Genomic DNA, 20,666 nt, shown 5'->3' with positions numbered 1-20,666 from the left:
TTGTTTACCAATCCTTTTCAGCTTTTTTCGGATTAACTTCTACTTTTTGTTTTTTTACCTTATTCTGGACCTTTTTCTCTTCGTTGTTAACGGCATCCAGTAAATTCTCTACCCGTTGTTTTGAAATTCCTCCAGGCTGAGGTTTTGGCTGGCCGTCATTTTGTGTTTTATTGTCCTTCTGGTCTTTATCGTTGTCGCCTTCCTTCTTATCCTTGTCTTTGTCTTTTCCGTCGTTCTTTTTATCCTTGTCCTTATCCTGGTTTTTATCTTTCTTATCGTCTTTCTTGTCCTTGTTTTTATCCTTGTCCTTATCTTTTCCATCTTTCTTTGGCGGATTGTCTTTCAGCATTTTTTTTGCTAAGGCATAATTATAACGAGTCTCTTCATCGGCCGGATTGTTACGTAAAGCGTTTTTATAAGCTTCAACAGCAGCGGTATAATCCTTAGCTTTCATAAGCGTGTTGCCAATGTTGTGGAAAGCCTTGTGCTTTTCTTCACTCGTTTTGGCATTTGTTATTGCTTTTGCATAATGATATTTGGCTTCATCAGCCTGATTCTGCTTATAGACAGCATTCCCTAAATTGTAGGAAGCAATCGATTTTTTAGGATTTCCCGATTCCGAAACCCTGTACTCAGCTTCGGCTTCGGCATATTTTTTCTCGGTAAAGGAATCGTTCCCTTTAGGCAAATCCTTATCCTTTTCCTGAGCCTGAATTGCCAGGGAAAGCAGTAAAAAACCATATAAAAGTAACTTTTTCATTTATTCCTTTTCGTTAAATAAGTTCATTTTTTTCACCCATTTGGTCTTTTTCTCCAAAAGGAAAACATCCAAAAGCAACAGGGAAAAACCAAATCCCAGGAACCATTGGAACTGCGATTTAAAGTCGGCCATCTGCGTGCTTTCAAATTCTGTTTTCTGGATGTTGTCCAGTGCATTTTTTAGATAGGATAACACCTCTTTGGTCGAATTGCCATCAACATAACCTCCGCCGGAAGCTTTGGCAATGGTTTTCAGGACTTCGGCATTTCGCTTGGTAATTACGACTTCACCATCCTTGTCGCGCTGAAAACTCTCCACAACGCCATTTCGCTTCAATGGAATTGTTCCTCCTTTTTCGGTTCCAACGCCAATGGTCATGATTTTCAATCCGATTTTTTTGGCTTCTTCTGCGGCATCCTGAGCACTATTGGAATGGTCTTCACCATCAGTAATGATAACCAGGAGCTTGTTGGTTTTATCTTTTTTATCTACAAAAGTCATGGCCAGGTTAATTGCCTGGTCGATGGATGTTCCCTGTGACGAAATCATCCCCGGATTCATCGTCTGCAGGAACATTTTGGCAACACTGTAATCGGTGGTAATGGGCAAAACAGGGAAAGCGCTTCCGGAATAGGCAATAATCCCAATTCGGTCGTTCCCAAGATTGTTGATGATTTGCGATACCAGTTGCTTACTTTTCTCCAAACGGCTTGGCGCAACGTCTTCGGCTAACATACTTTTGGAAACATCAACTGCAAAAATAATATCAATTCCTTCGCGTTTGACGGTTTCCATTTTAGTTCCGATTTTTGGGTTAACCAAACCAATGATAAGACAGGCTAAGCCCAATAAAACAATGACTAATTTCAAGGCAGGCTTAAAAGCGGATTTTTCAGGGCTTAGTTTTTTGATTAAATCCAAATCGCCAAACTCGCGTTGTTTTTTCCTTTTCCAGAATTGAATGTACAGGAAAAGCATTGCCATTACCGGAATGACAATCAGGAAATACAGATACCATTTTTCTTCTAACTCGTACATAATCCTTTAAATAAAACTTCTGTAAATTGTGTTTCGCAATCCAAATTCAATCAACACCAAAATACCGGCAATCCAAACAAAAGGCCTGTATTTTTCATCATAATCATAGAACTTGAGTTCCTGGATTTCGGTGGTTTCCAATTTATTTATCTCTTTATAAATCGCTTCCAATTTGCTGTTGCTGCTCGCACGGAAATATTTTCCACCGGTATTCCGGGCAATGGTTTTAAGCAGGCTCACATCAATTTCCACCGGCATCATCTTAAATAAAAATCCACCATTTGGAGCATAAGCATAAGGGAACATCGCATTTCCGTTGGTTCCAATTCCAATCGTATATACCTTTATTCCGTATTCGCGCGCAATCTGTGAAGCGGTTTCGGGCTCAATGAATCCAGCGTTGTTGACACCATCAGTCAGCAGGATAATCACCTTGCTTTTTGCCTTGCTGTCTTTCAGACGATTCACTGCAGTCGTCAGTCCCATTCCAATTCCGGTTCCATCCTGCAGCACATTGTTGTATTGGATGCTGTTGATGGCTTCCTGAACCACTGCCTTGTCACTCGTTACGGGAGTTTTTGTATATGCTTCGGCAGCATAAACTACAATCCCGATTCGGTCATTTGGCCTTCCTTCCACAAAATTTTCTGCCACTTTTTTCAGAGCCTCCATACGGTTTGGCTTTAAATCTTTGGCAAGCATACTTCCCGAGACGTCAATCGCCATTACAATATCAATTCCTTTGGTAGATTTTGTCTGGCTGCTGATATCTACTTTTCGCGGCCGCGCCATTGCAATAATCAAGGAACTTAAAGCCAGTAAGCGCAATGCAAACAACAAAGGTTTTAGTTTGGCAAGCAATGATTTTTGCGCTTTAAAGCCTTTTACCGAACTTATCTTCAGCGTTGCTGATTGCTGTTTCCTTTTCCAGATGTACCATACAACAGCAGCCGGAAGTAGTAAAAACAACCAGAAAAATTCAGGATTTAAAAAACTTACTTCTTTCATTCTTGTGCTGTTTGTAATTCAACTGAGTTCAGAACCCTTTCTGAAATTTGCCTTCCGTATTCATCTCCTTCGCGGTGCATAATTACAATTTGCTGTAAACCGCCCTGCTGTGCGAACACAAGCATTTCGTAATACAGTTTTTGTGTTTTGTGTGAAGCCTGGTCAACCGCCGTAAGCGTTCCGTAGGCTTTCTTGCCCGAAATCCCTTTTTGGGTTTCAAACTCTTCCGATTTAACCACAATATTTTGTGCTCCACGCGCTTCTATCGTTTTTAACGAACCTTCAATTGCCTTATCCAAAGCTTCGTCTGCACCAGATTCTATTGGATGTGCAAATGTTGTAGTCGCAATGGTCAGATAAAAATCATCAATCATGCTTCCGTAGCCGAACATGCTCATGCTCTTGATAAGCTTCTGCATTTCTTTTGGGATCATCTTCGACGCGTCAACCCTTTTGAGGACTTTAGGGGTTTCAATCCTTACTCCGGGACTTCCGTATTCGCTGTAAACCCATTTTCCTTCAGCTAAATCTTTGGTTGGATGGCCAATGATATTATCCTTTACATAATCAAATCCTTTGAAATAAATCAGGCCTAAAACAAAGAGCATCAACATTCCCAATACAATTCCGATGGTTGAAATAATGCGGACACGTTTTTGTTTTTTTAATTTTTGCAGACGTGCGGTTTCCTTCAGCTGTTCGTTCCATTTTGTCAATTCGTCATCTACTTCAACAACTTCAGGAATCGATTTGTGGATGGTTACAATCGAATTTGATATACGTTTTTTATCTTCCTCAATTTCGAAATCCAGCGGTTTTACTTTGGCAAATTTTACCAAATCGGCCTGCTTCAAAACTTTTTCAAGGTTTTCAACGGTTTCATTCGAAAGTTTTAATTTTTGTTGTTTGGCTGCTTTACGCAATCCTTCGATAAGCTCAGCAGTGGTACTTTCCATCGCAGGAACATGGATTTCCTCCTCAATGTAATTACGGGCAATATCCGTCAATTCCGAATAATAATATTTGATTTCACCCTTTTGCCAAAGTTCCCTGCGTTCTAGTTGTTGCAGTAAGGTTGTTGCTTTTTCGATAGGTGTTTTGAAAACGACTTCCTCAACTTTTGGTTCGCTTTGCTTCTTTTTGATGAATTTGTAAATAAAGAAACCGGCAACGGCAATGGCCAACAAGATTAAAAGATAAATCCACCAGCTTCCCAACGGACTTTCAACCTCGGTAATGCCTTTGATGTCGTACATTTTTTGTTTCAACGTATCAACTTTTACATCGTTGACCTCAACCTTGATGCTGTCTGAAAAAGTTGTTTTACCATTGATGACCACCGGAATCTTTGGAATAATATATTTCCCGCTGTCGAATTGTGTTAGGCCGTAATTTTTTATCAATTGGTAACGCGCACCGTTTTTAACGGTGTCAACCTTATAGGATTGGATTACTTCCAACGCACCAAAAGTCTTGGCTTCGGGGAATTTTACCTTTGAAAGTGTGTCAACATCCGTTTTTAGCGTAAGCTTGAATTCGGCGCCGATTTTGTTTTTGGTGGTATTGACTGAAGTCGTCACCTTTTGGGCAAAAAGCGAAGTCGACAGCAGCAAAAATAATATGTATGATTTGAATTTCATTTGTCTTATCTGGATTTGAAATAACCCAATAATTTTGTCACGTAACTTTCGTCAACTCTAGTATTTACAGTTCCTGAGCCGCATTTTGAAAAAATATCCTTGAAGTAAGCCACTTTTTCCCTGTACTGAGCCTCATAGCTCAAACGCGTTCTTTTGGAACCGGTATTGACCACCATAATTTCGCCGGTTTCAGCGTCTTCCATTTCCACCATTCCGATGTTCGGCATCTTTTCCTCACGGATATCGTAAACACGGACACCAGTGATGTCGTGCTTTTTCCCTGCAATTTTCAAGGTTTTCTCATAGTCATCATCAACCATAAAATCAGAAATCACGAATACAATCGCTTTCTTTTTCTGTGTTCCCGATAAAAATTTCAAGGCTTGCGACAAATCGGTGTTTTTGCTCTTAGGTTTGAATTCGATGAGCTCACGGATGATTCTCAAGACGTGTGATTTTCCTTTTTTAGGCGGAATGTATAATTCGATTTGGTCTGAAAATAAAATCAAGCCAATCTTATCGTTGTTTTGTGTTGCCGAAAATGCCATGGTGGCAGCAATTTCAGTTACGATTTCGCTTTTCAGCTGGTTTTTGGTACCAAAACTTTCCGAACCCGAAATGTCGACCATAAGCATCATGGTCAATTCGCGTTCTTCCTCAAAAACCTTAACGTAAGGTTCGTTATAACGCGCCGTCACGTTCCAATCAATGGCGCGGATATCATCGCCATATTGGTATTGACGTACTTCCGAAAAGGTCATACCACGGCCTTTAAACGACGTATGGTATTCACCCGAAAAGATATGATCACTCAATCTTCGGGTTTTAATTTCGATTTTACGAACTTTTTTGAGCAAGTCTTTAGTTTCCATTTCGCAACCAGTTGTGAGTTTCTACTATGGAACTTCGATTTCGTTTACGATTTTGTTGATGATGTCAACAGAAGTGATGTTTTCAGCTTCGGCTTCATAAGTAACGCCAATCCTGTGACGCAATACATCATGCACTACTGCACGGACATCTTCCGGAATTACATAACCACGGCGTTTGATGAATGCATAACATTTGGCCGCAGTGGCCAAGTTGATGCTTCCACGAGGTGAGGCTCCAAAACCGATAAGCGGTTTTAAACTTTCGAGTTTGTATTTTTCAGGATAACGCGTGGCGAATACAATATCCAGGATATATTTTTCAATTTTCTCGTCCATATAAACCTCACGAACGGCTTCCTGAGCAGCAAGGATTTGTTTGGTAGTCACAACGGCATTTACTTTTTCGTATGCGCCTTTTAGGTTTTGGCGGATAACCAAACGCTCTTCGTCAACTTTTGGATAATCAATTACGGTTTTAAGCATAAAACGATCCACCTGTGCTTCAGGCAATGGATAGGTTCCTTCCTGTTCAATTGGGTTTTGGGTAGCCAAAACCAAAAATGGCTTTTCAAGTTTAAAAGTAGTGTCGCCGATAGTAACCTGCTTTTCCTGCATTGCTTCCAGCAAAGCCGACTGCACTTTGGCAGGAGCACGATTGATCTCGTCAGCCAAAACGAAATTGGCGAAAATTGGACCTTTTTTGATAGAGAATTCATTGGCCTTGATGTTGTAAATCATCGTTCCGACAACGTCTGCAGGCAATAAATCGGGTGTGAACTGGATGCGGCTGAAACTTCCGTGAACCGCTTGGGATAAAGTATTTATGGCTAAGGTTTTTGCCAAACCAGGAACTCCTTCCAGCAAAATATGCCCTTGACCTAAAAGTCCGATTAACAATCGTTCCACCATGTGTTTCTGACCTACAATGACCTTGTTCATTTCCATGGTCAACAAGTCAATAAAAGCACTTTCTTTTTCAATTTTTTCATTAATCGCTCTAATGTCTAAAGCAGTACCAGTTTCTTCCATAGTTACTCTATTTATTCTAATATGTGTCGGTTATAATTTTAACATTTCAAAAGTGGAAATTTAATCCCTTACGAGATGTTAAGGATGCGTTAAAACTTTAGAAAACATCCCCATTTTAAGGATGATTTATGATTTTCTTTTTATAATTTTAAGACCTCATCCGATTTTGGATTTTTCCGATGGCAAAATAATAAAATTTCCGAAATTCAAAAGCAAATTTCAAATAACTAAATGAATTTAAAATGAAGACAAAACTATCACCAATTGTAGCCGGAACCATGAACTGGGGAATTTGGGATAAAAACCTGTCAACTGCCGAAATGGAACACCTGATGCACATCTGCATCGAAAACCAAATCACCAGTTTTGACCACGCCGACATCTATGGAAATTATACGACTGAAGCCGATTTTGGGAAAGCCTTTGGACAAAGCAGCATTGACAGGAAGAAAATCCAGCTGATTTCAAAATGCGGCATCCAGCATGTGAACGGACGGGATAATAAAATCAAACATTATGATTATTCAAAAGACTACATCATTTGGTCGGTTGAAAATTCATTAAAAAACCTCCAGACCGATTATCTTGACGTACTGCTATTGCATCGTCCAAGTCCGTTAATGGTTGCCGATGAAATTGCGGAAGCAGTTGCCCAACTGAAACAGGAAGGCAAAATCATTGACTTTGGCGTTTCCAATTTTACGACATCGCAAACCGAATTATTGCGCCAGAAAACAGAAATCAATTACAATCAAATCCAATTTTCGGCTACGCATCATGAAGCCATGCTTGACGGAAGCCTTGATTATATGCAGATGCACAACATTACACCAATGTCATGGAATCCGCTAGGAACGGTGTTTAGGGAAGATTCCGAGCAGACCCGAAGGCTGAAAAAACTCCTGGTGCAATTGATGGACAAATACCATTTGGGTTCAGATTCCATTCTTTTAGCATGGATTTTAAAACATCCGGCGAAAGTAATTCCCGTTGCCGGAACCGTAAATGTTGCCCGGATACAGGCTTTGATGAAAGCGGTTGCATTGGAACTGGACCAATTAGACTGGTTTGCCATTTGGACCGAAAGCATGGGGAATAAAGTTCCGTAAAAGATTGTAATTTAGCCCAATGATCAACAAGCGCCTTTTGATTAAAAACCTATTAGCTCACAATGATGAGAGCAGTTTTTATGATAAAAAACGCCAATTGAACCTGCACACCAAAGAAGGAAAAGCAAAGTTTTTAAAACACATTTGTGCCTTGTCAAATTCCAATCCTTCGAACAATTCCTATATCGTTGTGGGTGTTGAAGACATGGATAACGAAATCGTAGGAGATGACTTTTTTGACGACAGCCGAATCCAGAACCTGGTGAATGCCTATTTGGAAAATCCGCCCAAAATCCAATATGAGAATGTTCCGTTTCCGAATCTGCCCAAAGACAGGGTTGTTGGTTTGGTAACTATCAAGCCCAAACACAAGACCTCCTGTTTTAAGAAAAACATCCATACGATTTTGGCGAATACTGTTTTTGTTAGGGTTGGAAGCAATTCAATGCCTACCGAAGATAAAATCCCGTATTCAAAAACCAATATTGAAACCGTTATCAGCATTGAAAACAGTTCGCGCAACAGTATTGCGCATACCCTTGACGGCGTCATGGATTTTATGGTGGAACGCCATGGCGAGATGATTTCGCAATACAAGGTTTTCAAGGAATTGTTTGTCATCTGCTGGGCTGGAAATCCCAAAAGGGTAAGGGAGACAACCTATCTTTCAAGGGTTGACATTGAATTGATCAATGAACAGGTTAAACTGTTTTATTCGGCTCTAGATGTGGTTTCCATTCAGTTTGATGATGAAAGTTTTACCATTGTAGAGCATGTTCCGTTGGGACTAAACGATAAGACAAGTTATTATCCATTAGAACAGCAAAAGATTACTTTTTTTGACAATGGTTACTACAAAATAGAAAACCAGATGTTGTTTGAACCTCCGGCATTCAACAAAAAAATGCTGCATCATATTTATAATTCGAATGTGGCGCTGCTCAACAAACTCCAAAAAGGAGTAACACTTTCTGAGCGTGAAGAAATGGATTTGGAGAATCTTTCGTCTACATTGATGATTTGTTACCTGAATGGCATTGGCGATGCCAAACAAAAACTCATTGACGCCAAACCATTATTAAAGGCCCAAAGGAATGCGACGGTTTACCTGAGTTTTAAGGAAGCGATGCGCATTTTAAGAAAAATGAAATACGATTCCGAGGCCAAATAAAATTATTTCAGGCTGTTGATTATTTTTTCTTCGGCGTCACTCAATAGCACGACATTGTATTTTTTCCAGAATTCTTCGGTGTATTTATTGCCGTTATCAAATAGGCTTCTTTCCCTGTATTTCCTGCTTTTGAATAATTCAAATTCACCTTCCTTATAATCTAAAACCGTCATATCGTAAGTGCTTTCGAAAGTATTGTTGATCATTTTGCCAAATTTGATATAGATATTAATCTTAATCTGGTTGTAAACCATTACATACTTATCGCCATCGAGTTTGAATTTCGATTTCCTTACAAAATCATTAAACTTGGCTTTTGCAATTAATAAATTATGAACGGTATTGAACTTTTTATAGGCAGGAGAAAAGCGCATATCAATATCTAATATCAATTTGGTTTTGGCATCATACGTTACACTTCCTTCATAAAGCTGTTCTTCCTCAATGCCGTCTTTGGGTTGAAAAGTGACAACTTCAATTCCATTGCCATTTTCCTCAGTTTTGGTTTCGACGCCATAATTATAGCTGTCGTCTTTTAATATTTTGGACAAACCTTTAAAATTGTACGCATTGGTAACCGCATCACGGATGTCATTTAAGTTGACCATCTGTATGGCTTGTTCCCTTTCGGAAGCATTTTCATCCTTTAAATCAAAAACCCGGCTTTGCTTAACTTCCACGTCGGAAGCACCGCTTTTCCTTTTGACATAAAAATCGACAAGCCCATCTGAAAATGAGGTGTATTTATTATCAACATTCACAAATTCGCGGTAATAGGTATTCAGTACAATTGATTTTTCCAGTTTGTTCTTTGATGCATCTATTGCAGCAGTCAACAGTTCTTTTCCAGGCTTATGGTTAATGACTACCTCATCGAGTTTAAAGGATTTTGGCGTTAGGAAGATTTCAACTTCGGTGTCATTTTGTTTGACTGCATACGTTTCGAAATTATACAATAAATGGCTAAACTCAATTTTATTGCTATTTGCCGGAAGTGTGATGCGGAATTTCCCATCTTCATTGGAAATAGTCCCCAAATTGGAATTGCTTATTCCAATGGAAACGCTTTCCACAGGCTGTAAGGAAGTAATATCCTTAATGATTCCGCTGATGGTCTTGGATTGTGAAAAGGAAAAATTATAAATGAGGATTAAAAGGAGCAGGCTGATTTTTTTCATGGTGTCGAATAAGTGTTTGTGTTGTTGATTCCAAAAATAAATAAAAACGTAAGTAGATTTCTGTTATTTTTACAATTATAATTTTTTCGATGAAACGAATACTAGCGATTGGTGATATCCATGGAGGATTAAGGGCATTGCGCCAGGTTTTGGAACGCGCAGCTGTGACCAATGACGACACCTTGATTTTTTTGGGGGATTATGTCGATGGCTGGAGTGAATCACCACAAGTAATAGACTTTTTAATGGAATTGGAAAAAACCAATGCCTGCGTTTTCATTCGCGGAAACCACGACGAATTGTTATTGGATTGGTTTACCGGGAATAAAGCCGAAATAGAGGAAGAAATGTGGTACAAACATGGTGGTGAAGCCACGGTCAAGGCATATATGAACGTTTCAAGGGAAAGAAGGCAGGAACATGTTTTGTTCCTAAAAAACCTTAAGGATTATTATCTCGATGAAAAAAATCGCTTGTTCATCCATGCCGGATTCACCAATATGAACGGAATCTGGCACGAATATTTTCCAAAAATGTTTTATTGGGACCGCTCGCTTTGGGAAACTGCCTTGGCATTGGATACCTCAATCCCAAAAGACAATGTTTCTTATCCAAGGCGGCTGACTTTGTACAACGAAATATATATTGGGCACACACCGGTAACCAAAATAAATCAAACTACTCCGGTACAAAAAGCATGCATTTGGAATATTGATACCGGAGCAGCTTTCAAAGGCCCGTTAACGATTATCGATGTTGATACCAAAGAGTTTTGGCAGAGCGAACCTTTGAACGAATTGTATTTTGATGAGAAAGGAAGGAATTAATTTAATTATGTTTGTAAAAAATCTAAACAAAATGAGAAAACTAGTTACAGTAATTGCCATTGTTATGGTAAGTTTTGCAAATGCACAGGCATACAAAGGAAAAGGCGATATCAAAGCTCAGGTTGGTATGAACATTCAGGACCACGGAACCGGGATTAACGTTTCTGCCGATTTCGGGATTGGAGAGAACATGTCTTATGGTTTTGTAGCATCGTATTTACTTTCGGTTGAAAAACCAAATGGTGTTAAACCTGATTTTGCAGACAGAGCCGATGCAAAAGTTCGTTTTAATGCCAATTTAGGCAGCGTGATCGGATTGGATAAATCGATGGATGTTTATCCTGGACTAAATTTAGGAACAAGGAATTTTGGAGCACATTTGGGCTTTAGGTATTTCTTTACCGAAGGTTTTGGATTGTATACTGAAGCCGGAATCCCATTGGCAAAATACGATTCCAATGTTGAAGGATTTGACGAATACAATAACCAATTCGTATTTCAGATAGGCGCATCCTTTAATCTATAATCATGAGTGTTATAGATCAAAAGTTAAATGAAAGAAGCGGTTCCAAATGTGAAATGTGTGGTTCGACCGAAGACCTTAAAATTCATTTAACCAAAGAGGAAGCCATATCGTTAGACAACTCGGTACTGGTATGTTCCATCTGCAAAAGCCAAATAGAAAATACCACTACCACTGATCCAAATCACTGGAGATGCCTTGCTGACAGCATGTGGAATGAAAACAAACCGGTTCAGGTTGTTGCCTGGCGCATGCTTAACAGGTTGCGCGCGGAAGGCTGGCCTCAGGATTTGCTCGACATGATGTATTTAGATGAAGAAACCTTGGTTTGGGCTGGTGCAACTGGAGAAGGAGAAGATGAAGACGGTAAAATAATCCATAAAGACAGCAACGGAAATATCCTCAAAGATGGCGATTCTGTCGTTTTGATCAAGGATTTGGATGTCAAAGGAGCCAATTTTACAGCAAAGCGCGGTGCTGCAGTCCACAATATCAAATTGGTCTGGGACAATGCCGAACAGATTGAAGGCAGGGTTGAAGGACAGCATATTGTCATATTGACGCAATACGTTAAGAAAACGAAATAAAAAAAGCCCCGAATTATCGGGGCTTTTTTTATAATTAATTTGAAACTAAATTTACGGTCAGGGATTGCGGAACTACATGGCAGACATTTGCGGGAACAGCAATGGGCGACGAAGTGTAGGTTTGATAACCCTCTTTGGTGACGGTTACTGTATAATTTCCTATTCTTTCTCCGGCTCCAAGAAAGGTATATTCCATTCCGAAATTGGTGTGTAAAATTTCATGATAAGAACCATCGGTAGCTTTAACTTCAACATCTTCTATAAGAGGCTGCCCGGTTGCAGCATCAAGAACGACTACATTTAATCCGTATACAAATTCCTGTGTACAAACAATTTGGTCATCATCGCTGCTTTCACAACTTATAAATAGCGGAAGGCAAAATGCCAATAAAAATAGTTTCTTCATAGCTTTTATTTTTTGTTTTTAAATAGATATGAATCTGCTGATAAAGTTGCGTAAAAAAACCGACTAAATTTTAGCCGGTTTTAATTTTTTTTATGAATGATATCGAATTACAAATCAAACTTGATTCCTTGTGCCAATGGCAGGCTTGTCGTGTAATTGATGGTATTGGTTTGTCTTCTCATATAAACTTTCCAGGCATCAGAACCCGATTCACGTCCGCCGCCAGTTTCCTTTTCACCACCAAAAGCACCACCAATTTCAGCTCCTGAAGTTCCGATGTTTACGTTTGCGATTCCACAGTCAGAACCAGCTACAGATAAAAATGCCTCAGCTTCACGAAGGTTGTTTGTCATGATTGCAGATGATAATCCCTGTGCCACTCCGTTTTGCAAATCGATTGCATTGGTAACATCACCACTATATTTCAATAAGTATAAAACCGGAGCAAAAGTTTCGTGCTGTACAATTCCGAATGAGTTTTGGGCTTCAGCAATTGCAGGTTTTACATAGCAGCCACTTTCGTAACCTTCACCAGATAAAACGCCACCTTCAACAAGGATTTTTCCGCCTTCAGCAACAACCTGTGTCAATGCTTTGTTGTATAATTCCACTGCGTGCGTATCGATAAGCGGGCCAACGTGGTTGTTTTGGTCTAATGGATTTCCGATTCTTAATTGACCATAAGCGCCAACAATAGCATCGCGGACTTTATCATAAATACTTTCGTGGATGATTAACCTTCGCGTCGAAGTACAACGTTGACCGGCAGTCCCAACAGCTCCAAATACTGCTCCGATAACCGTCATTTTGATATCGGCATCAGGAGTTACGATGATTGCGTTGTTCCCGCCTAATTCCAATAAAGAGTTTCCTAAACGGGCTGCACAAGCCTGGGCAACAATTTTACCCATACGTGTTGAACCTGTAGCCGAAACCAAAGGAATACGTTTGTCGTGTGTCATTAATTCACCCACTTTATAATCACCGTTGATTAAACATGAAATTCCTTCAGGAAGATTGTTTTCCTTCAATACTTCGGCGATGATGTTTTGGCAAGCGATTCCGCATAAAGGTGTTTTTTCAGAAGGTTTCCAAACGCAAACGTCACCACAAATCCAAGCTAAGGCCGTGTTCCAAGCCCAAACCGCTACCGGGAAGTTGAATGCCGAAATGATTCCGACAACCCCAAGCGGATGGTATTGTTCGTACATTCTGTGTCCGGGACGCTCAGAGTGCATGGTTAATCCGTGCAACTGACGCGATAGACCAACTGCAAAATCACAGATGTCAATCATTTCCTGAACTTCACCATAACCTTCCTGTAATGATTTCCCCATTTCATAAGAAACCAATTTTCCAAGAGGCTCTTTGTACTGTCTAAGTTTTTCACCAAACTGGCGCACGATTTCACCACGCTTTGGCGCAGGCATTGTACGGAACGTTTTGAAAGCTTCTGTTGCTGACAGCATTACTTTTTCGTAATCAGCAGCTGTGGATGCTTTTACTTTTGCAATTAGTTGGCCATCTACAGGAGAATGGGATTCGAAAGTTTCTCCATTTGAAAACCATTGGTTACCTGTTGAGGTTCCTTCGTTTATAGCTTTTACGCCAAGTATTTCTAAGGCTTCGGTCATTCCGAATTGTTGAGCAATTGTTGACATTGTATTATTGTATTTGTTTGAATTAAAATTTATGACTGCAAAAGTAAATCTTTATTTTGAATAAATTGATACCTAGCCCAGATGGGAACGGCATCCTTTTTATGATTTGAAAATCATAAAAAGATATAGTGGACAGCTGGAAAGAGCTCCTGATTATTTTGCAGTAAATCTTGGGTCGGATTCCATAACTGTTCCACACTTTTTACACGTACGTAGTTCTTTCGAATTGTAGAAATGTTTGAAATGATGCAGGAAATCAGTTTCAATGTCGGTGAGTGGGAAATAGACTTCGTAAAGTTTGTTGTTGCAATTGTCACAAAACCAAAGCAGGCCGTCTTTCGCATCAGAACCAACACGTTTCCTTTCAATTACCAAACCAATTGAGCCTTCAGAACGATTAGGAGAATGTGGTGTTTTTGCCGGGTGCAGGTACATGTCTCCAGGGGAAAGTTTCATGGCTTTCCTTTCACCATCATCCTGAACATAAACTGTGATTTCGCCTTCGAGCTGATAGAACAATTCTTCGGTTTCGTTATAATGGTAGTCTTTTCGGGCATTGGGACCGGCAACAACCATGACGATGTAATCTTCAGAATCGACATAAAGGCTTTTATTGCCAACAGGTGGTTTTAACAAATGACGGTTTTCGTCGAGCCATTTATTGATGTTGAAAGGTTTTGCAATTGCCATAGTGGTAAATTTCAGTAAAGTTATAAAATAAAAAAGTCCCTAACATTAGGGACTTTAAAATATTATTTCGATTCTTTATACAGATAAATATAGACGGGGAAGTGGTCGCTGTATCCTATCTCGTTCATGCCGTGTCGAAGCGGATAACCCTTGTACTGACCAACAGTTGTAATCATATAAGGTTTGTTGTAAATCCCAGCCTTCCAGTAACGGAAAGTAGAACGGTCTTTTTGGATTAATGTTTCAGAAACCATGATCTGGTCGAAAATATCTCCGGCATCACGATAGAAAAGCGTTGCATTTCCTTTGTAGAACATTTCCTCAAACGGGTTGTAAACCCCAAATTGTTTTACATCTTCTCTTTTACGCATTGCGCCTACGCCTTCTTTTACGCTTTTGTTATAACTTCCGTCATTCAAATCTCCCATGGTAATGATCTTGGCATTTGGGTTGATTTTGTAGATAGAGTCCATTATTTTGCGGTTCAATCTTCCGGCAGCTTCACGGAATGGAGAACTTTTTTTCTCACCACCAGAACGCGATGGCCAGTGGTTTACCATAACGTTGATCTCTTCGCCATCAAGGAAACCGGTAACCAATAAAATATCCCTTGTGTACACTCGGTCTAAATTTTTATCAACTTCTGATTTGTCATCGGAAGCATCGTCTTTGTCATTTTTCTCCTTTACGTTATTGTTTTGCTGGCTTTTATAAATTAATAACGGAATGTTTTTGTAGCTTGTTGGTTTGAAGTGTTTCTTTTGATATAACAAGGCTACGTCAATTCCCCTTTTATCAGGAGAATCAAAATGAACAATGCCATAATCCTTATTTATCAATGCAGGTTCTTTGACCAGGTCTTCCAAAACGATACGGTTTTCGATTTCGGCACCACCAATAAGTACCGGGCTGTTATTTGGATTTTCTGTGGTTCCTATTTCAGATAAAACACGCGCTAAATTGTGTAATTTTTGGTGGTATTTTTCTGAAGTCCAGTTCTGTGTTCCGTTAGGAAGCCACTCTTCGTCATTGTTTGCCTCGTTAATAGTATCGAATAAGTTTTCGAAATTATAAAACGCAACAGTATGCACAATGTATGATTTTGACTGGGCATTTGCTTTAGAAATTGCGAATAAAACAAAGAAAACAGCTATTAATTTTCTAATTCTCATAATAAGTATATTAATTTAATGTCAAGTTTTTTACAAACTTCGAGCCAAAAGTAGTATATATTATTAAAAGATGTACATTTGTCGGCTGTTAAGTTTTTATTAAGCTTACAGTTAGAGAAAAAATTAACTTTATTTTATTTATGAAAAAACTTGTTATTAGTACATTATTCGTAATGCAAGTGCTTTTTAGTTTTGCACAAACTGCAACTGGTGTTACCGGAAAAGTTGTAGATTCTAAGACGCAAAAGCCATTACAAAACGTTGTTGCTTCTATTCAAAACACAAGCTTAACGGCTTTAACAGATGCAATGGGTGTTTTTACCTTTAAGGATGCTCCAAAAGGAGGTCAATTGGTTCAAATCAAAAGTGCCGGCTACAAAGATCAGTTATTGTCAGTTGATGTTGTAGAAGGGAAATTGTTAGACTTAGGGGTTGTTGTCCTTGAAGAAGACATCACATCTGAGCAGCAATTGAGTTTGATTACCATTACAGAAAATGATTTGGGTGATGATAACAGTGGTTCTGAAACAACATCAGGATTATTGCAGGCATCAAGAGATGGTTTTCAACAAGCGGCAGCATTCAATTGGGGTCAGGCCCGATTTAGAGTAAGAGGTCTGGATAACGAGTATGGAACTACCATGATTAATGGTGTTATTATGAATAAGATTTATGACGGAAGACCACAATGGTCTAACTGGGGTGGATTAAATGATGCTACAAGAAATCAGGAATTCACATCAGGATTGGCACCATCAGATTATACTTTTGGTGGAATCCTTGGAACACAGGAAATCAATACAAGAGCTTCTATTTACAGAAAAGGTTCGAGATTATCATTCTCAGGAACTAATACAAACTACAGCTGGAGAACCATGGCTACTCATGCTTCAGGTATGGGAACCAATGGTTGGGCTTTCGTAGTTTCGGCTTCAGCACGTTGGGCAAAAGAAGGTTTCTACGAAGGAACTGATTATGATGCAAAAGCATTATTTGCCAGCGTTGAAAAAAGATTCAACAGACACCACTCGTTAGGATTTACATCGATTTATTCAGAAAACAGCCGTGGAAAAAGTTCTCCAAATACGGATGAGGTTAGACGTTTAGCAGGTGAATTATACAACTCTTATTGGGGTTGGGACGGTGGTAAAAAACGTAATTCGAGAGATAAAGACGTTAATGAGCCAATCTTAATGTTGACGCATTACTGGAAAATTACAGACAAAACAAACTTAAATACAAGTGTTGCTTACCAGTTTGGTAAAATTGGAAACAGCCGTATTGATTACCAGGGTGCTGATAATCCAGATCCAACGTACTACAGAAACTTACCAAGCTTCTATACCTCTACATATAACCCTGATGATTATACTGATTTCTGGGGAGACGACCCGGATTATGTACAGGCAGGTATTGACCAGAGAGGAATCTTTTTGGCAAACAAACAGTTAAACTGGGATGCCATGTATGAAGCCAATAAAGCAAGAAACCGTGAAGGTCTTGGTGCTGCATACATCTTATATGAAGACAGGACAGACGATAAAATCTGGACAGCCAACACCAACTTAAACTCACAATTGGCTGACAACATCAATATGAATGCCGGTGCGACTTTCAGAAGGTTAACATCACACAACTTTGCGAATATGTTAGATTTATTAGGAGCTGACTATTTCCTTGATGTTGATACGTTCCAGGCTGGTTCAGAGGCGGAATCAGATTTGAACAACCCACAAAGGCACATTAATGATGAAAATCAAAACTTTGCATACAATTACAACTTATTGGCAAATACTTTTGACGCATTCACACAGTTTAAATTCACGTACAAAAAAATCGATTTCTATTTGGCTGAATCATTTACAAGAACGCAGTATCAAAGAGAAGGATTGTATAAAAATGGTTTGTATCCAACAAACTCATTAGGGAAAAGCGAAAAATACATCTACGAAAACTTCGGTTTCAAAGGTGGTCTGACTTACAAAATTTCAGGAAAACAATTCTTTGCGGTGAACAGTGCTTACATGACTAAAGCGCCAACTTTAAGAAACCTTTTCCCAAATGCACGTATCAATGACAACGTTGTTGCCGATCTTAAATCAGAAAACGTAACCAGTGCTGACGTGAGTTATATTATTAAAGCTCCAAAATTCAAATCAAGGTTAACCGCTTTCTGGTCGAACATCAAAAATGCAACTGAAACTTCATTCTACTTCGGAGAAGGAATTTTTGAAGATGGTGGTACTGGTGACGGTGGTGATGCTTTCGTAGCTGAAACGGTAACCGGAATTGAAAAACAAAATATCGGATTGGAGCTAGGTATGGAATACCAATTGACCTCGACAATCAAGTTAACCCTTAACGGAGCATACGGAGAGTACACTTATAAAAACAATCCAAACGTTTCGCTTAACAATGATGATTTAGCATCTTATACCAATACAAATCCTATTACTGATTTTGGACCGGCTTCACTTAAAGGTTACAGACTTTCAGGAGGGCCACAAACAGCAGCTTCATTCGGTATCGAATATAGAGACCCAAAATTCTGGTGGATTGGTGCAAATGCGAATTATCTTGCAGATAATTACATGGACGTATCAGCCTTGTTGAGAACTCAGAATTTCTTCAGAAACCCGCTTGACAGCGAAGGATTAGGCTTCCCTGAAGCTACTCCTGAAAGAGCTGAGGAACTATTGAAACAAGAGAAATTTGATGATTTTTACCTAGTTAACCTAACTGGAGGAAAGTCTTGGAAAATAAAAAACACTACCTTTGGGTTATTTGCTACTATCAACAATGTTTTTGACGTAGATTATAAAACAGGTGGTTTTGAGCAAACAAGAAATGCAAACTTTAGAGAAGTGAATCAGGACGTTTCAAGTGGAACTCCGGCTTTTGCTCCTAAATATTTCTATGGATATGGTAGAACATATTTCGTGAATCTTTATGTTAATTTTTAAAAAAATAGCTATGAAAACAACAACAATCAAATTTTTGGTAATGGGACTATTGGTTTCATTAGCATTTACAGGATGTTCTCCTGAAGATGACATCCAACTTCCGGATGCATCCAAAGCAATTGTGTATGCCGACTTTTTGGGCAACACACATGATGGTGATGAACTTGTCCTTGAAGGATGGACCAACTTCGCAGAAGCTGGAGACGTAAAATGGGCAGAGGGAATTTATTATGATGACAAATATGTTGAAATGAACCCTTACAATTCTGGTGACCCATCAAATATTGCATGGTTGATTTCACCGGCAATCAACATGGACCTGTATACTAATGAGATTTTAGCTTTCGATGTGGCTCAGGCTTATGTTGGTTCAGCTGCAAACTCACTTCAGTTATTGGTGTCTACAGACTTCAACGGAACAGACGTTTTGGCTGCTCACTGGGAACCTGTAACTTTCAAACAGCCACCATTGAATTCAGCAACCAATTTCGACTTCTTCAGTTCAGGAATTATCGACTTGTCAGGTTATGATGGAACGCTTCACTTTGCATTCAAATACAAAGGAGCAGGAGTAACAAATTCACCAATTGACGGGACTTACGAATTGGACAATATTAGATTTTTTGCAAAAAATAAATCATAAAATAAAATATGAAAAAATTAATTTTTAAATCAGCATTATTACTAACACTGGCAATTGGGCTTTTCTCAGGTTGTGCATCTGACGACAATTACCAGGTTCCTGAAGATACTTTGACGACTTATGAGTTGACTCCTAATAAAGAGGTTGCCGATGTTCCTCACGGAACTACTCCGGTTTTGACTTCTACAGAGGATATCATTGTTGGATATGTAACTTCAAGTGATTCACAAGGTACTTTCTATAAATCGATTTCTTTCCAGACCATCCCAACTGATGGTTCTGCGCCAATTGGATTCAGCGTTCCTGTTAATGCAACAACATTATTCGGAAAAGGATTCACGCCTGGAAGAAAAGTTTACATCAGATTGAATGGTTTATATTCGGCTAAAGTATATGGTTCTTTGATGATAGGCGCTTTGTTTGAAGGTTCCATCGGAAGAATCTCTGAATTCGATTGGAAAGACCATTTATTCCCTTCAGCTACTATTGAACCTGAAAGCAAATTGGTTAGGTCAATGACTTTATCGCAAGCTTATGCAGACGTTAATCAGAATACCTTAATTGATTTGACTGGAGTTGAATTTTCAGATTCATCTGTTGGAAGAACGTACTACGATGTTGATTCTGGTGGTGGTGCTACAAACCATTTATTGGCTTCATCAACGGGTGGTGCAGAACAGATTATCCGTTTCAGCAGCTTTGCGCCTTTCACGGGTAAAATTGTTCCTTCAGAAAGTGGAACCATCAGAGGTGTTTTGACAAAGTACCAGTCTACTTTCCAATTCCTGGTTCGCTATGAGCATGATATTATGTTAAACGCTTCGCGTTTTGACTCAACTCCGGCTGTAGGTGGAACTGCAATGGTATTTGGCGGATCATTGAACGAGCCATTTACTTCGTATCTGACAACCAACCAAACCAATTTCCCTAAATATGTGAACGATCCGGTAATCGGCAGCAGATTATGGCAGCTTAAAACCTTCAGTGGGAATAAATATATCGAGATGACTTCTTTCAACGGTTCCGGTAATCCAGGAGTTCCTGCAAAAACATTATTCCTTGTACCGGTTGATTTTACCGCTGCTAATACATTTACATTTAAAAAGGAAATCAGGTTTAATTCGGGTGCAGAAGCGTTAAAGGTTTATTACATAACAGCTGCTAATTATACATTAGGTTCACCGATTAACTTGAGTAATTTGGTAGATATTACATCAAGCTTCAATATTACTTATCCTGCAGTTGGAGCTTCAGAGAACAGCTTTACTTCACCTGGAACTTTTACTATTCCTGGAACTTTAACAGGCAATGGGTATTTTGTTTTTGAATACATCGGATCAGAAACAATTACAACAACAGTTCAGATTGACGATATTGTTATCAACTAGT

The 20,666-nt window shown here is 39.2% G+C and carries 19 protein-coding genes; 8 read left to right on the top strand and 11 right to left on the bottom strand.

Going from position 1 to position 20,666, the window contains the following annotated elements; genetic code table 11:
* Positions 1 to 4: 4 nt before the first annotated feature.
* From L1S31_RS03735 to L1S31_RS03710, 6 genes are read right to left on the bottom strand one after another with little or no spacing between them, the layout of a single operon-like run.
* A complete protein-coding gene (locus tag L1S31_RS03735; RefSeq protein ID WP_236462342.1) occupies positions 5 to 760 on the bottom strand; it encodes a tetratricopeptide repeat protein in 756 nt (251 codons plus the stop codon).
* On the bottom strand, positions 761 to 1,798 hold the full coding sequence (locus L1S31_RS03730; RefSeq protein ID WP_236462338.1) for a VWA domain-containing protein: 1,038 nt from the start codon (positions 1,796 to 1,798) through the stop codon (positions 761 to 763).
* Positions 1,799 to 1,804: 6 nt separating this feature from the next.
* On the bottom strand, positions 1,805 to 2,806 hold the full coding sequence (locus L1S31_RS03725; RefSeq protein WP_236462335.1) for a vWA domain-containing protein: 1,002 nt from the start codon (positions 2,804 to 2,806) through the stop codon (positions 1,805 to 1,807).
* On the bottom strand, positions 2,803 to 4,446 hold the full coding sequence (locus L1S31_RS03720; RefSeq protein WP_236462333.1) for a BatD family protein: 1,644 nt from the start codon (positions 4,444 to 4,446) through the stop codon (positions 2,803 to 2,805). The genes L1S31_RS03725 and L1S31_RS03720 overlap by 4 nt, the downstream gene beginning before the upstream one ends.
* Before the next feature lie 5 nt (positions 4,447 to 4,451).
* Complete coding sequence (locus L1S31_RS03715) at positions 4,452 to 5,318, bottom strand: DUF58 domain-containing protein (RefSeq protein ID WP_236462331.1); 867 nt, start codon at positions 5,316 to 5,318, stop codon at positions 4,452 to 4,454.
* A 24-nt stretch (positions 5,319 to 5,342) separates the two neighbouring features.
* Complete coding sequence (locus tag L1S31_RS03710; protein WP_236462328.1) at positions 5,343 to 6,347, bottom strand: AAA family ATPase; 1,005 nt, start codon at positions 6,345 to 6,347, stop codon at positions 5,343 to 5,345.
* A gap of 242 nt (positions 6,348 to 6,589) precedes the next feature.
* Between L1S31_RS03710 and L1S31_RS03705 the strand changes: the two genes are divergently transcribed.
* Together L1S31_RS03705 and L1S31_RS03700 are read left to right on the top strand one after the other, a co-directional pair.
* The gene (locus tag L1S31_RS03705) at positions 6,590 to 7,456 is read left to right on the top strand and encodes an aldo/keto reductase (RefSeq protein ID WP_236462325.1); all 867 of its coding nucleotides are present in this window, start codon (positions 6,590 to 6,592) and stop codon (positions 7,454 to 7,456) included.
* 19 nt (positions 7,457 to 7,475) lie between these two features.
* The gene (locus tag L1S31_RS03700; protein ID WP_236462322.1) at positions 7,476 to 8,627 is read left to right on the top strand and encodes an ATP-binding protein; all 1,152 of its coding nucleotides are present in this window, start codon (positions 7,476 to 7,478) and stop codon (positions 8,625 to 8,627) included.
* A gap of 2 nt (positions 8,628 to 8,629) precedes the next feature.
* Here the strand turns inward: L1S31_RS03700 and L1S31_RS03695 are convergent, their stop codons facing one another.
* Positions 8,630 to 9,805 carry a carboxypeptidase-like regulatory domain-containing protein gene (locus tag L1S31_RS03695; RefSeq protein ID WP_236462318.1) on the bottom strand — a complete coding sequence of 392 codons (1,176 nt, stop codon included), beginning with the start codon at positions 9,803 to 9,805 and terminating at the stop codon, positions 8,630 to 8,632.
* Between the two features lie 89 nt (positions 9,806 to 9,894).
* Between L1S31_RS03695 and L1S31_RS03690 the strand changes: the two genes are divergently transcribed.
* The 3 genes from L1S31_RS03690 to L1S31_RS03680 are packed head-to-tail and all read left to right on the top strand — an operon-like array spanning position 9,895 to position 11,742.
* Complete coding sequence (locus L1S31_RS03690; RefSeq protein ID WP_236462316.1) at positions 9,895 to 10,632, top strand: metallophosphoesterase; 738 nt, start codon at positions 9,895 to 9,897, stop codon at positions 10,630 to 10,632.
* A 31-nt stretch (positions 10,633 to 10,663) separates the two neighbouring features.
* Complete coding sequence (locus L1S31_RS03685; RefSeq protein WP_236462313.1) at positions 10,664 to 11,158, top strand: DUF6646 family protein; 495 nt, start codon at positions 10,664 to 10,666, stop codon at positions 11,156 to 11,158.
* Between the two features lie 2 nt (positions 11,159 to 11,160).
* Positions 11,161 to 11,742: a PhnA domain-containing protein gene (locus tag L1S31_RS03680; protein ID WP_236462308.1), complete on the top strand. Its 582-nt coding sequence runs from the start codon at positions 11,161 to 11,163 to the stop codon at positions 11,740 to 11,742.
* Between the two features lie 34 nt (positions 11,743 to 11,776).
* Here L1S31_RS03680 and L1S31_RS03675 read toward each other — a convergent pair whose 3' ends face one another.
* The 4 genes from L1S31_RS03675 to L1S31_RS03660 all read right to left on the bottom strand — a co-directional run bounded on the left by L1S31_RS03675 (position 11,777) and on the right by L1S31_RS03660 (position 15,671).
* Positions 11,777 to 12,148, bottom strand: coding sequence for a carboxypeptidase-like regulatory domain-containing protein (locus tag L1S31_RS03675; RefSeq protein ID WP_236462306.1), 372 nt, complete (start codon positions 12,146 to 12,148; stop codon positions 11,777 to 11,779).
* 107 nt (positions 12,149 to 12,255) lie between these two features.
* Positions 12,256 to 13,809, bottom strand: coding sequence for an L-piperidine-6-carboxylate dehydrogenase (gene amaB / locus L1S31_RS03670; protein ID WP_236462303.1), 1,554 nt, complete (start codon positions 13,807 to 13,809; stop codon positions 12,256 to 12,258).
* Positions 13,810 to 13,962: 153 nt separating this feature from the next.
* Complete coding sequence (locus L1S31_RS03665; RefSeq protein WP_236462300.1) at positions 13,963 to 14,499, bottom strand: 3-hydroxyanthranilate 3,4-dioxygenase; 537 nt, start codon at positions 14,497 to 14,499, stop codon at positions 13,963 to 13,965.
* Positions 14,500 to 14,561: 62 nt separating this feature from the next.
* Positions 14,562 to 15,671 carry an endonuclease/exonuclease/phosphatase family protein gene (locus L1S31_RS03660; RefSeq protein WP_236462298.1) on the bottom strand — a complete coding sequence of 370 codons (1,110 nt, stop codon included), beginning with the start codon at positions 15,669 to 15,671 and terminating at the stop codon, positions 14,562 to 14,564.
* Positions 15,672 to 15,811: 140 nt separating this feature from the next.
* Here L1S31_RS03660 and L1S31_RS03655 point away from each other — a divergent pair, with 140 nt between their 5' ends.
* From L1S31_RS03655 to L1S31_RS03645, 3 genes are read left to right on the top strand one after another with little or no spacing between them, the layout of a single operon-like run.
* A complete protein-coding gene (locus L1S31_RS03655) occupies positions 15,812 to 18,634 on the top strand; it encodes a carboxypeptidase-like regulatory domain-containing protein (RefSeq protein WP_236462294.1) in 2,823 nt (940 codons plus the stop codon).
* Positions 18,635 to 18,644: 10 nt separating this feature from the next.
* A complete protein-coding gene (locus L1S31_RS03650; RefSeq protein WP_236462291.1) occupies positions 18,645 to 19,277 on the top strand; it encodes a choice-of-anchor J domain-containing protein in 633 nt (210 codons plus the stop codon).
* Between the two features lie 8 nt (positions 19,278 to 19,285).
* A complete protein-coding gene (locus L1S31_RS03645; protein WP_236462289.1) occupies positions 19,286 to 20,665 on the top strand; it encodes a DUF5689 domain-containing protein in 1,380 nt (459 codons plus the stop codon).
* Position 20,666 lies beyond the last annotated feature (1 nt).

The organism is Flavobacterium wongokense (genome assembly GCF_021608265.1).
Taxonomy (GTDB): Bacteria; Bacteroidota; Bacteroidia; order Flavobacteriales; family Flavobacteriaceae; genus Flavobacterium; species Flavobacterium wongokense.
Note: the sequence above shows the minus strand (reverse complement) of the source record. Positions and strands in the feature narration are given on the sequence as shown.

Excerpts from the sequence above, each read along its gene's own strand:
- L1S31_RS03735 (WP_236462342.1), bottom strand. The coding sequence starts at position 760 with ATGAAAAAGTTACTTTTATATGGTTTTTTACTGCTTTCCCTGGCAATT.
- L1S31_RS03730 (WP_236462338.1), bottom strand. The coding sequence starts at position 1,798 with ATGTACGAGTTAGAAGAAAAATGGTATCTGTATTTCCTGATTGTCATT.
- L1S31_RS03725 (WP_236462335.1), bottom strand. The coding sequence starts at position 2,806 with ATGAAAGAAGTAAGTTTTTTAAATCCTGAATTTTTCTGGTTGTTTTTA.
- L1S31_RS03720 (WP_236462333.1), bottom strand. The coding sequence starts at position 4,446 with ATGAAATTCAAATCATACATATTATTTTTGCTGCTGTCGACTTCGCTT.
- L1S31_RS03715 (WP_236462331.1), bottom strand. The coding sequence starts at position 5,318 with ATGGAAACTAAAGACTTGCTCAAAAAAGTTCGTAAAATCGAAATTAAA.
- L1S31_RS03710 (WP_236462328.1), bottom strand. The coding sequence starts at position 6,347 with ATGGAAGAAACTGGTACTGCTTTAGACATTAGAGCGATTAATGAAAAA.
- L1S31_RS03705 (WP_236462325.1), top strand. The coding sequence starts at position 6,590 with ATGAAGACAAAACTATCACCAATTGTAGCCGGAACCATGAACTGGGGA.
- L1S31_RS03700 (WP_236462322.1), top strand. The coding sequence starts at position 7,476 with ATGATCAACAAGCGCCTTTTGATTAAAAACCTATTAGCTCACAATGAT.
- L1S31_RS03695 (WP_236462318.1), bottom strand. The coding sequence starts at position 9,805 with ATGAAAAAAATCAGCCTGCTCCTTTTAATCCTCATTTATAATTTTTCC.
- L1S31_RS03690 (WP_236462316.1), top strand. The coding sequence starts at position 9,895 with ATGAAACGAATACTAGCGATTGGTGATATCCATGGAGGATTAAGGGCA.
- L1S31_RS03685 (WP_236462313.1), top strand. The coding sequence starts at position 10,664 with ATGAGAAAACTAGTTACAGTAATTGCCATTGTTATGGTAAGTTTTGCA.
- L1S31_RS03680 (WP_236462308.1), top strand. The coding sequence starts at position 11,161 with ATGAGTGTTATAGATCAAAAGTTAAATGAAAGAAGCGGTTCCAAATGT.
- L1S31_RS03675 (WP_236462306.1), bottom strand. The coding sequence starts at position 12,148 with ATGAAGAAACTATTTTTATTGGCATTTTGCCTTCCGCTATTTATAAGT.
- amaB (WP_236462303.1), bottom strand. The coding sequence starts at position 13,809 with ATGTCAACAATTGCTCAACAATTCGGAATGACCGAAGCCTTAGAAATA.
- L1S31_RS03665 (WP_236462300.1), bottom strand. The coding sequence starts at position 14,499 with ATGGCAATTGCAAAACCTTTCAACATCAATAAATGGCTCGACGAAAAC.
- L1S31_RS03660 (WP_236462298.1), bottom strand. The coding sequence starts at position 15,671 with ATGAGAATTAGAAAATTAATAGCTGTTTTCTTTGTTTTATTCGCAATT.
- L1S31_RS03655 (WP_236462294.1), top strand. The coding sequence starts at position 15,812 with ATGAAAAAACTTGTTATTAGTACATTATTCGTAATGCAAGTGCTTTTT.
- L1S31_RS03650 (WP_236462291.1), top strand. The coding sequence starts at position 18,645 with ATGAAAACAACAACAATCAAATTTTTGGTAATGGGACTATTGGTTTCA.
- L1S31_RS03645 (WP_236462289.1), top strand. The coding sequence starts at position 19,286 with ATGAAAAAATTAATTTTTAAATCAGCATTATTACTAACACTGGCAATT.